Consider the following 12,489-nt stretch of genomic DNA (forward strand, 5'->3'; position numbering starts at 1 on the left):
TATCATTCTTCTTCCTTCCCCCTCCCCTCACCCTCCTCCTCATCTTTTTCTTCCTCCCTTTTCTCTCCCATCATTTCTCTTCTTCCACTTTTTCTCTCTACCCTCTTGCTCTTACTTTTGCTCTTACCATCATCATTCTCTTGCCTTCTTACCTTCTTGCCTGTCCTCTCTACATACAAAGTTGCACCAACATACTTCTTAACCCTATCAGTCAATGGCATAGCAGATATGTATGGAGATTGCACAGGTCCTATAAGTTCAATGAGTTTTGCAACGCTCCTGCCCTTTGCATCCACAAGTATGGTACCCCTACTCAACACTGCCACATCACTAATACTGCTCTTTATTATCATCCTTCCACTCCTTGCTACATGCAAGACCTCGCCCACCTCTATCTTCTCCCTCATACCATACCACCACAATTATCACTATTACGGTCAATCTTTCTTTATACCATTATCATAACTACTTACCTCTTCTACTCCTTATCTGTAGCAATGCCTCTGCTATCCTGTTGAGTACAGTTGATTTGTTTATACCCTCCTTCTTCTCAACCATAATGTAGCCTGATCTTGTGTATGACCTTCTAGGATAACGTGCGTTATCATTCACATCCTTTGGCTCATAGCCAGCAAGCCTTGCTGCCTCCACAAGCTCATCCATGCTTGGATCGAATACTGCCTTGCTCTTATTGATCCTCCTTCCCTTGCCCTTGCTTAGGTTCTTGTTGAAGTAATCTAACCAGATTATGTGATGCTCATAGTCCTTCATACAGTTTTACCTGCAAAGAGTACAGCAGCAATATATTTTAAGATTTAACTTGCTAACCCTTACTATACATTTAGTACGTTAGACACTATTAATTAGTTATTAATATTTGTAGTAACATATTTATGGTTAAGCATTAAACCCTCACCCTTAGGGGGAAATAATGTACAAATGTCCACTATGTAACGGTAAAGGTCTCTACATATGTAGAAGTTGTGATGGATCTGGATGGTATTACCATGAGCACTGTAATGAATGTGCTGGTACTGGTGAGGTAGCATGCCCCCTATGCAAGGGCAAAGGGAGGATAAGTTAACAACTCGATTAAGTATATGATCTCTTGATAAAGAGATCAACTAACCACACTATATCTTGACTGCATTTACAACTCCATCCTGCCCTGGTCTAGATACTACCCTTGCTGTTCCAGCCTCTGTCTCTATCACTGCCCCCTTGGTTATAACACCCCTCCTATCATAATCCTTATCTGCTATGTTCCTAACAACCCTTAGTATCTTTGCCTTTACAACCTTCCCCTCCTTACTATCAACTACATTTGCATACTCTACACTCTTACATGCAACCTTTATGTTACCACCTCTAACCCTCTTCACTATCCTCTCCTCCTTGCCTAGCACAGTCTCTATAGGGTATCTATCTATCTCATACTTCCTCCTACCCCTGTAGGCCTTCCTCTTACCTCCAGTAGGCTTCCTCTTCAATAGGTTCTCAACACTCTTCTTCATAACACCATACCTCTTCTGCTAGCATAATTAAGTCTTTCCTGTTAACCTGTTTGGGCAGCCATGGTGGTTATTGCACCATCAACTTGAAGAGGATCTGATGTTACATGCATAGCCTTGTTGATCAAGAACGCTCTTAACTCTTTACCATCATAGCTTCCATTGCTAGCAATACCAAAGTACTCAGCAAACTTGTCAGTTGTATAGTACATCTTACTCCTCCCTTCAACCCTGTACGATATGAAGCCTAGAGATCTCAGCTCCCTAAGATGCTCATAGACTTGTGAGCCCCTAACCTCAGCAAGCCTCTTAACATTCACAGGCTGCATGTATGCTATATATGCTAGGGTCCTTAGAGCAGCCTTGGATAGTAGAGGCTTGCTGGAGAACCTTCTAACCATGCTGTAGTATGATGGCTTTACTTGGAGCACAAATGAGCCAGATGGGGACTCTACAACCTCTAATGCATGGAAGGTTGAGTTGACCTTCTCTGCAAGCATCCTCGCTATCTTGAGTGCCTTGCTCCTGCTATCAGTTCCTATAGCACTCTGTATCTCCTCTATGCTAAGAGGCCTTCCAGATGCATACAATGCAACCTCCAGCCTAGCAAGCATCTCATCCTCTCTCTGCATGCAGGTTCACCTCGTAGATGAGGTATTTAATCAGGCTATTCATATACTCTTGATAACATGCTCAACTATACTTGAGTTGTACATGATGAAGATGTTGACCTTATGCTTATGAGTATATCATCATCTGCAGCCTCTAAAACATCAACCTTACCATCAATGCATAGATGGAGTAGTGCTATGAAGTACCTTGCAACCTCTATGGGTTCTAGACCAAGGGTTAGACCATTGAAGGATATGCTCCCTTGCTCCATTACAAGTGCATACAATCTTGACTTGTAATCATCTATGAACCTCTCAAGCGTTATGAGATAATCATCTATACCAGTTGGGGAAGAGCCTACAGGCTCTATGCTCAGGTCTGTACCTGTAGCATCAACTGCTCCCTGCTTACTGCTCAAGTATATCCTCTCAACTATGCTTGAGAGCATCTCTAGCAGATCCTCCAGCGTTAGATCATATGCTACTTCATGTCTATATGGCATCTCTAGGCTTATGCTGCTTAGATCAACCATGCTATTACTGCTACTGCTATTACCTTCCTTAGCAACCTGCCTATGCTGGTTTGCTATCCTCTCAAGCATGAAGATGCTCTCAACCTTCAGCCTGAATATTATTGCTGAGGATAACGCTGCTACCCCACATAACCTCAGATCCTTACTCCTCATCTGCTCTAGTATGCTAAGGAAGCGCTCAAGCAGATAGGATATGCTTATGCTCCATATACCCTTCCTGCTTGCTAGGCTAGGATTGAAGAGCAGGTTCACTGGAGGCTTTGATATAGATGCATGCAACTCCTCCTTAACTTCAGCCTCTTCCTTGCCCTCCCCACTCATTACCCTACACCTTATATGCTCATCTAGCATTTAAATCAGCAAGCCTTACCCTGCTATACTCATAGATACTGCTTATGATGAGGAGCACTTGTAGCACATAGCCTCCAACTATAAGTATCAATGCATTGTAGAGTGGTGTGAGGCTCATCATTATGCTAAGGTGTGTTGTTGATAACGTATTTGCTACAATCACCATAGATGCTATTGCTATAGATGGTACTGTAACTATCATACTACTACTCCTACTCCTCTTACTCTTACTCTTACTACTACTCCTACTCTCCTTCACCATAGTACCAACCCTACTCCATACATCAACACCATTACCTATCCTTAATGCTAGTACTGCAAGTGCTATATACGCACACTCCAACGTTATAGCAGTATATATGAACCTAGGATCACCCAAGGGTATGCCTAATACTCCTACTACTGCTATAGCAACCAGTACCATGAATGTATACCTCATACTATACTATTACACTAACTAAATTAGATGTCCCAAAGTATAATAACTTGCCTATCCATACAATTGACATGAAGGCTGCACGAATAGTTAAGCCAAAGGAGCCATTGCAGATAGAGGATCTTCCAGTACCAAGGCCAAGGGGTAAGCAGGTGCTTGTAAGGGTACTTGCAAGCGGGGTATGCCATAGCGATCTTCACCTCTGGGAAGGGGGATATGCTGGACCTAGGGACATGTTCATGAGGGTTGAGGATAGAGGTGTTAGGTTCCCTCTAACCCCTGGGCATGAGGTAGCAGGTATTGTGGAGGAGGTTGGGGATGAGGTTGTTAATACAGGCAAGGGAGAGAAGGTATTGGTGTATCCATGGATAGGGGATGGTGCATGTCCAGCATGTACAGTTGGTGAGGAGAACTTGTGCGATAGACCAAGGTCTCTAGGCATATTCCAAGATGGAGGGTATGCTGAGTACATTCTAGTGCCAAGTGAGAGGTATCTTATCAAGATAGATGGGCAGGAGCCTGAGCAGGTTGCCTCTCTTGCATGCTCTGGCCTTACAGCATACACAGCGCTCAAGAACTCATCCATAAGGGCTCAGGAGTTCCTTGTTATAGTTGGTGCTGGAGGGCTTGGGCTAATAGGGGTGCAGATAGCAAGAGCAATAGCAGGTTCAACCATAGCAGTTATAGACCTTGATGATAAGAGGCTTGAGGAGGCAAGGAGGCTTGGTGCTGATCATATCATAAACTCAAGCAGGAGCGATCCTGTAAAGGAGGTTAAGGATCTAACCAATGGGCTTGGTGCAGATGCAGTTATAGACTTTGTGAACTCATCAAAGACTGTAGCAAAGGATCTTGATATGCTAAGGAAGAGGGGTAGGTTAGTGCTGGTAGGGTTATTTGGTGGCTCTACAGAACTCAACCTTGCACTCATGCCCCTTAGGGCATACAGGATAATAGGCTCATACACTGGCAAGTATGCTGATCTAGTTGAGTTGGTAGCATTAGCAAGAAGGGGTATGATAAGGAGCGTTATAGGCAAGAGGTTTAGGCTTGAGGAGGTAAATGATGCTCTAACCCAACTCAAAGAGGGTAAGATAATGGGTAGGGCTGTGCTTAACCCTTAGCAAAAGTAAGTAAATAAACAGTATGTATTTAATTTTTATATTATATTGTATTGTATTGCACTAGCACCATCTTCCTCTCTTCTAGCCTTGCCTACTTGCCTACTGATCTGTTTGGTTGGTTTCGATTAGTTGGTTCTATATTCTCTCCATCAGGTTATAGCATTAGCGATGATCTTCTCTAACATTGATGTACTTTCTTTGCTACTATTGCTACTATACCTTCGTTCAGCAACTACTTCTAGTCATCCGTTGCTTATCTATCCTACTATTAACTACTCTCCCTGACCCTCTATTACTATCAGCGTTACTGTTGAGCGCACCTTTGGTAGCCTCCTTATCTTCCATGTTATTGTATCCTTAAGCTCTTCCATGCTGTTCCCATCAACCTTCACAACTATATCATATACACCATAGGTGCCCTTTACCTCTTTAACTCCTCTTATTGCCCTTATCTCCCTTATTATCTCCTCCTCTGAGCCTAGATCGCAGTTTATTAGCACGTATGCTGATGGCATAAATCCTATTCAACCCCTGCTATATTTAGTGGTTTACCTATATACTATGAGATGGTATCTGTTTGTTAGCATACCATCATACAATAAGTTTATCAACCTTGCATATATATATCCAGTATGATGGCTAACAATAGCAACTACAAGGAGATATGCAATAAGATACTCATGCTTAGCCCCAAGATAAGGTATGCTGGTATAATAAACAGGTTTGGCAAGACCATAGCAGGGAGTATGAGGAGTGATGTTAGACCATTATTCAAGCCTGAAGAGGCAAGGGATGAGTTCTTCCTTACTGCAGTAAAGGAGTCTATGCGGGAGAGGTTCTACAACTCTCTAGGCAAGTGCTCATTCACACTTACAGTACATGAGAAGGTTGATCTTATCTCCTTCCTGCACGATAAATACATAGTATACATAAGCGTAGACAAGGGTTTGGCATACGATGATGTAGGGAGGATAGTTAAGGAGGCTAATATGCTACTTGCAAGTGATTAAAGGATATTAATTAATGAATTAATGATAATGATCTGATGCTGTATATGCTGGCTGGTTGGTTAACTGGCTAGCGATGTTGTTGTTTGCTTGTTTATTGCTTCTTTGCTTTTTCTTCTTATGTATAAATTAACCAACCCTCCTCTTCTTCTCCCTTGCAAGTCTCTTGCGTAGCACAAGGTATGATATTATTGCTCCTGCAATTGCTAGAGATATCAACTCAAGGTTCTCATCAACGAATGCCAGTATCTGCTCCCCCCATAGCATTATAAGCAGACCTTCAGCATAGAACCTTGCCCCTCTTCCTATTATAGATGCTATTATGAACCCCTTTAGACTTAACCTGAATATGCCTGATGCTATTGTGAATACCTTGTATGGTATGGGGGAGAATGCTGCTATTAGCACAGCCCATACACCATACTCCTTGAAGTAGTTATCTGCCCTCTCGATCATACGCTCAGAGAATATCCGCTTTGCTACCCTCCTCCCTCCCTTCAAGCCTATGTAGTAACCTGCTACACCTCCAAGCACAGAGCCTATGGTTGCTATGGTAGCATAGTATAATGCTAGAGCAGGGTTTGCTAATGCCAACGCTATAAGCAGTACATCTGGAGGCACAGGGAATACTGATGATTCAAGGAATGCAAGTATGAAGAGCCCAACATCACCTATAGGCATGAACACCTCCCTAGTCCATCTCAGCAACTCATCCACTATACCCAACCTTATCAGTACGCCTATCCAGATGTATTATAAAAAGATGAGGGGTGTATATCCAATATTCATGTTACTCCTCTTCTTATTCTTCTTGTTTGTATTCCTGCTCTTGCTTACCTATAGTCCTTACTTATAGCCACTTGCTACTACTACTAACCTGCCTGCTTGCCTATACCTCTTATATGCTAACACAGCAAACATGCTTGCTTAGATGCTATATCTCCTATCATGAACTCTAGTACCACCATCAATGGATAAAGTCATCACCTGCTAATGCAACTGGATAATCGTTCAAGAAGACTGCTACAAAGTACCACTAGCCAACCTGATTTATATCTGCCATCGCAACGCATAGAGAAGCACTGATCCATCCCTGAGAGCTCTGGAGGATATGGTATAGGTGTTGATGATGAGAGCTTTGCTAATACATGACTCATACTGTGTTGGATCCGAGCCTTGAGGGAGTATGTAGCAGACCATCTTAACCTCATTGTATGGAAGGGGTACAGCAGCCAGTCTATCCCTGCAACACAATCAACATCCTCGTTGAGCATCAAAGGATCTGAATTGGTTACCAAGATGCCACTTGTATGGTATGCCTTAACAACAGCATTATTCTCTAACGGTATTGGAATATCACCATCGTATATTATTGGATTATGTGGTGGTCTTCTCTAGCATATCTCATCTCTTGGTGGCTCATCTTCTGGTGGTGGTGAAGGAGGTGTTGGTTCTTCAGGTGGATCTACTAGGTGTTATCTCTTCTGCTGGACCATCACCAAAAGCATATACATCAACTACGCCTATTAAGAGCAAAGCTATAAGCAGCCATAGCCCCTCTTTCACTCTCATACCATCTCATTTTAATAATTATAAATCATTTATGAGGTTCAATACTATCATGCATAATACTATCATGCGTCATATATAATAGTATTACATGATTGAGTATACTATTAATAAGGAGCATAGTTCTAGCAGTATACGTGCACCTTGCTGATCCAGATATACTTAACCTTGTACTCAACACATCTACTGCGCAGTATACAGAGGTTAGATATCATGCTAGAACACTCAATGAGATTAGGATAGTTGATGGTAGAGTTGAGAGGGCAAGATCCGTAATCAAGTCTGGTGTAGGTATAAGGGTACTCAAGTATGGTAGATGGGGCTTCAGCAGCACAAGCATAATTACAAGGGATGAACTGATCAGAGCACTTGAGCAGGCAATCAGGTCTGCAAGTGCAAAGAGTTATGGTAGTGATACCAATACTGTAAAAGGCTTAGCAGAGGCAAGGCTTGCTAGGGGACTATTCATGCCAGAGATAAACGGTAAGTTGGAGGATCATAGCATAGAGGAGAAGGTTAGGATAGCAAGGGAGGCAGAGAGAGAAGCAAGGAAGGGCAGTAAGAGCAAGGATGTAAGATCTGCATCATGCACATACAAGGAGATGATAGATGCAAAGGTTATAGTAAGTAGTGATGGTGCAAGTGTAGAACTATATGACTCAAAGCCAGAGTTTGTTGTTACTGCTATAGCAGGTAAGGGAAGCATAAAGGTAAGTGCAAGTGAGGGTGTATGTGTTACAGGTGGCTGGAATGATCTCTTCAAGGATAAGGATCACCTTGCAATAGCAAGGGAGGCAGCAGAGAAGGCTACAAGGCTTCTTAATGCTAAACAACCTAGGGGAGAGCGTACAACGATCATCCTTGATCCTGCAATGGTTGGGCTATTGGCGCATGAGGCTATTGGGCATGTTGTTGAGGCTGACTTTGTACTCTCAGGCTCTATAGCAAGGGATCTACTAGGCAAGAAGGTAGCAAGTGAGCTTGTAACCTTGGTTGATAGTGGTGCATCTAACATAGTACCAAATGCTGCTGGTACAGTGTTTGTTGATGATGAAGGTGTCATGACAAGGAGTGTGAGGATAATAGATAAGGGTATTATGAGTTCATACCTTCACAATAGAGAGAGTGCTTACATATTTGGTGTTGAGCCAACTGGAAATGCTAGAGCCTTTGAGTACAACGATGAGCCATTGATAAGGATGAGGAATACGTACATAGAGCCTGGGGATTATATGCTGGATGAGATGATCAAAGAGGTTAAGCATGGTTACATGCTCAAGGGTGCAAGGAATGGGCAAGCAGATGCAAATGGTGAGTTCATGTTTGGGGCAGAGGAGGCATATCTTATAGAGCATGGGGAGGTTAAAGAACTCTTCAGAGGGGTAAGCATATCTGGCATAACTATAGATGTGCTAAAGAGCATTGATGCCATAAGCAGCAGCAAGGACTTCAAGTATGATATAGGCACTGGGTACTGTGGTAAGTATCAACCAATGAAGGTTGATGGAGGAGGCTCATATGTAAGGTGTAATGCAATAGTAGGTGGTGTGCAGTGAGCAAGGGCAAGGATCATGGTAAGGGTAAGAGGAATAGGAGTATAAGGAGAGGTCTTACTGGCAATGATAGAGGGAGCAACAATAATGATGCTTACGCTAAAGGTGCAGACCTTCTAGATTTATGCTCATTAGCAGTTAGTGAGGCATTAAGGCTAGGAGCAAGTGAGGCAGAGGCTTATGCTAGTAGGAGTAGGCATATTACAGCATACATAGAGAGCAATGATCTAAAGCATGTAAAGATAGATGAACCTTTAGGTATAGGGATAAGGGTTATACTGAACAAGGCACAAGGCTTTGCCTCAGTCAACACGTTCAACCCTGATAAGGTTAGGGATGCTATTAGTACTGCAATAAGTATGGCAAGGGCATGCCCAAGAGATAGGTATCAGAGGCTTCCCCTTCCTAGCAAGGGTAGCATACCAAAGCTCAACGGCATATATGATAGCAGTATCGAGGGGCTAGGCGTAGATGATGTTGCTTCATATGCCCATGAGATGCTTAACACTGCTAAAGGTTATGATGCAAGGGTTACAGTAGATAGTGGGCTATTCGAGTCTTCATCCTTAGAGCATGCAGTATCAAACTCAAATGGGATAGAGGCTTGTGAGAGGATAAGTATCATTACATGGAGCATAATGGGCATGGCTAGGGATGGGAGTGGCAATGTATCAAACTTTGATGTACAGATGGGCTCTAGCCATGGTATAAGGGGTGTAGATGTTGTATCTACTGCTAGAGAGTTTGCTAGCAATGTTGTTAGATCTCTTAACAGTAGGAAGGTTGAGAGTTTCAAAGGTACGATGATAGTAACACCTAACGCATTCCTTGAACTTATGAGGGATCCTCTAGTATTTGCTATAAATGCATTCAACGTTCAGAGAAGGGTAAGTAGGTTTGCTAGGATGCTAGGCAAGAGGGTTGCAGCAGATATAACAATTATAGATGATGGGACATATATAGAGGGTATAGGTGCAAGCAGTTTCGATAGGGAGGGTGTTGTACATAGAAGGAATGTAATAGTAGAGCATGGGATACTGAAGGGGTTCATACATAACACCTATACAGCAACCAAGGCTGGTATAGAGAGTACTGGTAATGCATCTGGGGGTATAGCATCCCCTCCATCTATAGATACTACAAACCTGATAGTAGAGGCAGGAGGTATTGGTTATGATGAGATGGTAAGAGAGGTTAAGGATGGGATAATAGTGAATAGGTTCTCTGGCAATGTTAGTAGTGTTGATGGGAACTTCTCTGGCGTAGTGAAGGGGGGTCATATGATAAAGGGTGGAGAGATAGCATACCCTGTTAGGGAGATGATGGTTGCTGGCAACATATATGCTGCCTTGAAGGATATATCCATGGTATCTAAAGAGAGGAAGTTGGTTCTAGACTCCTTGCTACCCTACATAGCGGTAGATAATGTATCATTCACTACTGGCTGATGATAAATAGCGATGAATTATTACACAGTTGGGCTATGCGGTAGGCTTCTTCACAACTATGGTACCTTGCATCCATGGATGGGGGATGCAGTGATAAGGATACTCTCCTGGCTCAACGAATACAAACTCCCACTTGTTACCAGGCATTAGGTAACCGTTTGGTGGCAACTCATCCCAGTGCTCCTCTGCTGTAGAGTCGAATGGCCCACTGTAATGGTCATGGTAGTTTGTATCTGATGTTACAGTATGTGCAGTTATATCCTCATTTACCCATACAACCTTGTTATCTATGCCTATGTTTATAGTAATCCTCTTGGGTACGAAGTTATCTACCTGATTTGGATCGAATGCTCCTTTTACTATCTTTATCTCTGTTATCTTTGGAGGGTTCGTCCACTCTGCAGGGAATGTAGGCTTCCTGTTTATCTCTGGCAGGTAGGAGAAGAGATAGTAGGATATTGCTACACCAATCATCAGCACGAATGCTATTGCCCCTATAACGAATGGACTCTGCTCCCTTGCTATGGCCATACTACATCATGCATCGTTTACTCTCCTTTACCATACTTATAAAGGTTAGTAGACCTAACTGCTTTTATCACTAGCATAGAGATGATAACTGAATGGGGATGCGTGCGTACATAGAGATAGATCTTGAGCCTGGGAGGGATGTTATAGCCTCTGCAAGTATAATAAGGCAGATAGATGGTGTTAAAGAGGCACATGCTGTATCTGAGCATTGCGATATCCTAGCAATAATAGAGGCTAGGGACTTCAAGGGTATCTACAACATAGTTATGAGGAAGATACAGATAATCAAGGGTGTTAGTGATACAAGGATACTCCCCTGCATAGATATATGATGAAATAAAAAGGTTGGTTGGTTACTAGACTAACTAACTGATCTTCTTCTGCTCTTTTCTATACCTTATAGCAAGGAATGCTCCTAACCCTGCTATACCCATTAACGGCATTGCATAGTATATCTCATTATTTGGAGTATGTGTTGAAGGAGTAGTTTCTGTACTCTTCTTACCCATACCAGTCTCTTGCTTATCCATTGGTATTCCTTTACCATGCACGTTGGGGTCTATGGCATACTCAACCTCAACTATCTTAACCATTATGTAATCAAGATCTTGCTTGCTAAGGCTATACTTTGCAGCAAGGAACTCCTTAACTGTATCCTCTAGTGCAACAACCTCACTTGGCTCATCCCTAACCTTTATGTCTAGAGTCTTGCCAATCAATGGTCTCAACTTCTTTACAAGTTCCTCATTTCCTGGCTGTGTTAGGGAAGGTTGTACCTGCTTAACATCTATAGTGAATACTATCTTATCCCAATGTGTTGATCCCTGTATAGGTTTGCACTTTACATCCAACTTGTATGCAAGTGCTGCAACCACCTGTGCAATATCAACAGCCCTTACCTCTAGCGTGTTAAGCCCTGGTTGCAGATATGCTGATACATCATATGTATGCACGTTACCCCATCCTGCTGGTGCTGGTTCACTTGCCACAAAGTTACCGTTTATCTTAAGATCCATCCATTGATCATCCGCATTTATGGTTAGTATACCATTGTACATGTTACCTGAAGGTAGAAGGAAGTGCTTTGTGAATTTGTATGGGTTATTTGTATCCATACCATTGCTAGACCATATGGTCTTTGCTCCTGCAACACCTAGATCATTGCCATTTATCGGTGCTGGCCATGTGAAGTTGATCAGGACTGTATTGCCCCTATCTACAAACGTTGTTGTATCGCTAACAACTGTTAGACATGGATTCATTGGTACCTCTGTTGGTGGTGTTGGTTTGTTATCACACTTTACAAGGAACTTCCCCTCTGCTACAACCCTTTTATTTATATTGTAAAGTGCTAGAGTCCATGTACCAGATGGTTCAGATGCTGATAATGGTATACTAACGCTAGCATTCCCAGATGCATCTGTTACTACAGTGTAAGTTAGTGTTGTGTTATCTGGTTTTGTTACAACTAGTGTATATGTTGTGTTTGGATCTCCTGATATAAAGACTACAACCTTTTCATCCTTACCACATACGTACACCTCCTTATCTGTACCTATCTTTATGGGCCTACCCTCTGCCCGCTGTTGATCCAACTCTGTAGATGCATATGCAGTTATTACCAGTATAGGTAATAAAAGTAGACTTATTACCCATATTATGGAGACTTTCTGCATTATTCCTACGTAGGCATAAACTAATATAAACCTTTCCTTTAACGGTAATATAATATATTCTATACCGTAATATGGTAATTGATAGTGTACAAGTTCTTACTAATAGTTGTTATGAGTATGTGATGGTAGATTTATTAAC

At 42.3% G+C, this 12,489-nt stretch carries 17 protein-coding genes; 7 read left to right on the forward strand and 10 right to left on the reverse strand.

Annotation, left to right across the window (positions count from 1 at the left end; translation table 11 throughout):
* Window positions 1-2: 2 nt before the first annotated feature.
* Window positions 3-407 (reverse strand): H/ACA ribonucleoprotein complex subunit GAR1, encoded by a 405-nt coding sequence (locus CRG89_RS08225; RefSeq protein WP_103287766.1) that lies wholly within the window; start codon window positions 405-407, stop codon window positions 3-5.
* A 58-nt stretch (window positions 408-465) separates the two neighbouring features.
* Complete coding sequence (locus CRG89_RS08230) at window positions 466-771, reverse strand: signal recognition particle subunit SRP19/SEC65 family protein (RefSeq protein WP_103287767.1); 306 nt, start codon at window positions 769-771, stop codon at window positions 466-468.
* Between the two features lie 160 nt (window positions 772-931).
* On the opposite strand from CRG89_RS08230, the gene CRG89_RS08885 reads away from it, so the two are divergent.
* Window positions 932-1,084 (forward strand): hypothetical protein, encoded by a 153-nt coding sequence (locus CRG89_RS08885; RefSeq protein ID WP_158648796.1) that lies wholly within the window; start codon window positions 932-934, stop codon window positions 1,082-1,084.
* Window positions 1,085-1,133: 49 nt separating this feature from the next.
* On the opposite strand, the gene CRG89_RS08235 is transcribed toward CRG89_RS08885, so the two are convergent.
* The 4 genes from CRG89_RS08235 to CRG89_RS08250 all read right to left on the reverse strand — a co-directional run bounded on the left by CRG89_RS08235 (window position 1,134) and on the right by CRG89_RS08250 (window position 3,430).
* A complete protein-coding gene (locus tag CRG89_RS08235; protein WP_103287768.1) occupies window positions 1,134-1,514 on the reverse strand; it encodes a 30S ribosomal protein S8e in 381 nt (126 codons plus the stop codon).
* A 41-nt stretch (window positions 1,515-1,555) separates the two neighbouring features.
* Window positions 1,556-2,143, reverse strand: coding sequence for an SMC-Scp complex subunit ScpB (gene scpB / locus CRG89_RS08240; protein ID WP_103287769.1), 588 nt, complete (start codon window positions 2,141-2,143; stop codon window positions 1,556-1,558).
* A 65-nt stretch (window positions 2,144-2,208) separates the two neighbouring features.
* A complete protein-coding gene (locus CRG89_RS08245) occupies window positions 2,209-2,976 on the reverse strand; it encodes a hypothetical protein (RefSeq protein WP_148695103.1) in 768 nt (255 codons plus the stop codon).
* A 19-nt stretch (window positions 2,977-2,995) separates the two neighbouring features.
* Window positions 2,996-3,430: a hypothetical protein gene (locus CRG89_RS08250; RefSeq protein ID WP_148695102.1), complete on the reverse strand. Its 435-nt coding sequence runs from the start codon at window positions 3,428-3,430 to the stop codon at window positions 2,996-2,998.
* Window positions 3,431-3,513: 83 nt separating this feature from the next.
* On the opposite strand from CRG89_RS08250, the gene CRG89_RS08255 reads away from it, so the two are divergent.
* On the forward strand, window positions 3,514-4,566 hold the full coding sequence (locus CRG89_RS08255) for an alcohol dehydrogenase (protein WP_103287772.1): 1,053 nt from the start codon (window positions 3,514-3,516) through the stop codon (window positions 4,564-4,566).
* Window positions 4,567-4,838: 272 nt separating this feature from the next.
* On the opposite strand, the gene CRG89_RS08260 is transcribed toward CRG89_RS08255, so the two are convergent.
* Window positions 4,839-5,081: an Lrp/AsnC family transcriptional regulator gene (locus CRG89_RS08260; RefSeq protein WP_103287773.1), complete on the reverse strand. Its 243-nt coding sequence runs from the start codon at window positions 5,079-5,081 to the stop codon at window positions 4,839-4,841.
* A 117-nt stretch (window positions 5,082-5,198) separates the two neighbouring features.
* Between CRG89_RS08260 and CRG89_RS08265 the strand changes: the two genes are divergently transcribed.
* Window positions 5,199-5,576 (forward strand): hypothetical protein, encoded by a 378-nt coding sequence (locus CRG89_RS08265; protein WP_158648797.1) that lies wholly within the window; start codon window positions 5,199-5,201, stop codon window positions 5,574-5,576.
* Between the two features lie 126 nt (window positions 5,577-5,702).
* Here CRG89_RS08265 and CRG89_RS08270 read toward each other — a convergent pair whose 3' ends face one another.
* A complete protein-coding gene (locus CRG89_RS08270) occupies window positions 5,703-6,290 on the reverse strand; it encodes a YqaA family protein (RefSeq protein WP_148695101.1) in 588 nt (195 codons plus the stop codon).
* Between the two features lie 459 nt (window positions 6,291-6,749).
* On the opposite strand from CRG89_RS08270, the gene CRG89_RS08890 reads away from it, so the two are divergent.
* From CRG89_RS08890 to CRG89_RS08285, 3 genes are all read left to right on the forward strand, one after another.
* Complete coding sequence (locus CRG89_RS08890) at window positions 6,750-6,971, forward strand: hypothetical protein (protein WP_148695100.1); 222 nt, start codon at window positions 6,750-6,752, stop codon at window positions 6,969-6,971.
* Between the two features lie 266 nt (window positions 6,972-7,237).
* Window positions 7,238-8,698 (forward strand): TldD/PmbA family protein, encoded by a 1,461-nt coding sequence (locus CRG89_RS08280; protein ID WP_197706656.1) that lies wholly within the window; start codon window positions 7,238-7,240, stop codon window positions 8,696-8,698.
* The gene (locus CRG89_RS08285) at window positions 8,695-10,143 is read left to right on the forward strand and encodes a TldD/PmbA family protein (protein ID WP_103287777.1); all 1,449 of its coding nucleotides are present in this window, start codon (window positions 8,695-8,697) and stop codon (window positions 10,141-10,143) included. Before CRG89_RS08280 ends, CRG89_RS08285 begins: the two co-directional genes overlap by 4 nt.
* 33 nt (window positions 10,144-10,176) lie before the next feature.
* Here CRG89_RS08285 and CRG89_RS08290 read toward each other — a convergent pair whose 3' ends face one another.
* Complete coding sequence (locus CRG89_RS08290; protein WP_103287778.1) at window positions 10,177-10,674, reverse strand: cupredoxin domain-containing protein; 498 nt, start codon at window positions 10,672-10,674, stop codon at window positions 10,177-10,179.
* A 92-nt stretch (window positions 10,675-10,766) separates the two neighbouring features.
* On the opposite strand from CRG89_RS08290, the gene CRG89_RS08295 reads away from it, so the two are divergent.
* Window positions 10,767-11,006, forward strand: coding sequence for an Lrp/AsnC ligand binding domain-containing protein (locus CRG89_RS08295; protein WP_103287779.1), 240 nt, complete (start codon window positions 10,767-10,769; stop codon window positions 11,004-11,006).
* 33 nt (window positions 11,007-11,039) lie between these two features.
* Here the strand turns inward: CRG89_RS08295 and CRG89_RS08300 are convergent, their stop codons facing one another.
* Window positions 11,040-12,350 (reverse strand): hypothetical protein, encoded by a 1,311-nt coding sequence (locus tag CRG89_RS08300; protein WP_103287780.1) that lies wholly within the window; start codon window positions 12,348-12,350, stop codon window positions 11,040-11,042.
* Window positions 12,351-12,489: the final 139 nt, after the last annotated feature.

This window comes from Candidatus Nitrosocaldus islandicus (assembly GCF_002906215.1).
GTDB lineage: Archaea > Thermoproteota > Nitrososphaeria > Nitrososphaerales > Nitrosocaldaceae > Nitrosocaldus > Nitrosocaldus cavascurensis.

Bases quoted from the DNA above. Each gene is read 5' to 3' on its own strand.
- CRG89_RS08225 (WP_103287766.1), bottom strand. From the start codon at position 407: ATGAGGGAGAAGATAGAGGTGGGCGAGGTCTTGCATGTAGCAAGGAGT.
- CRG89_RS08230 (WP_103287767.1), bottom strand. From the start codon at position 771: ATGAAGGACTATGAGCATCACATAATCTGGTTAGATTACTTCAACAAG.
- CRG89_RS08885 (WP_158648796.1), top strand. From the start codon at position 932: ATGTACAAATGTCCACTATGTAACGGTAAAGGTCTCTACATATGTAGA.
- CRG89_RS08235 (WP_103287768.1), bottom strand. From the start codon at position 1,514: ATGAAGAAGAGTGTTGAGAACCTATTGAAGAGGAAGCCTACTGGAGGT.
- scpB (WP_103287769.1), bottom strand. From the start codon at position 2,143: ATGCAGAGAGAGGATGAGATGCTTGCTAGGCTGGAGGTTGCATTGTAT.
- CRG89_RS08245 (WP_148695103.1), bottom strand. From the start codon at position 2,976: ATGAGTGGGGAGGGCAAGGAAGAGGCTGAAGTTAAGGAGGAGTTGCAT.
- CRG89_RS08250 (WP_148695102.1), bottom strand. From the start codon at position 3,430: ATGGTACTGGTTGCTATAGCAGTAGTAGGAGTATTAGGCATACCCTTG.
- CRG89_RS08255 (WP_103287772.1), top strand. From the start codon at position 3,514: ATGAAGGCTGCACGAATAGTTAAGCCAAAGGAGCCATTGCAGATAGAG.
- CRG89_RS08260 (WP_103287773.1), bottom strand. From the start codon at position 5,081: ATGCCATCAGCATACGTGCTAATAAACTGCGATCTAGGCTCAGAGGAG.
- CRG89_RS08265 (WP_158648797.1), top strand. From the start codon at position 5,199: ATGATGGCTAACAATAGCAACTACAAGGAGATATGCAATAAGATACTC.
- CRG89_RS08290 (WP_103287778.1), bottom strand. From the start codon at position 10,674: ATGGCCATAGCAAGGGAGCAGAGTCCATTCGTTATAGGGGCAATAGCA.
- CRG89_RS08295 (WP_103287779.1), top strand. From the start codon at position 10,767: ATGGGGATGCGTGCGTACATAGAGATAGATCTTGAGCCTGGGAGGGAT.
- CRG89_RS08300 (WP_103287780.1), bottom strand. From the start codon at position 12,350: ATGCAGAAAGTCTCCATAATATGGGTAATAAGTCTACTTTTATTACCT.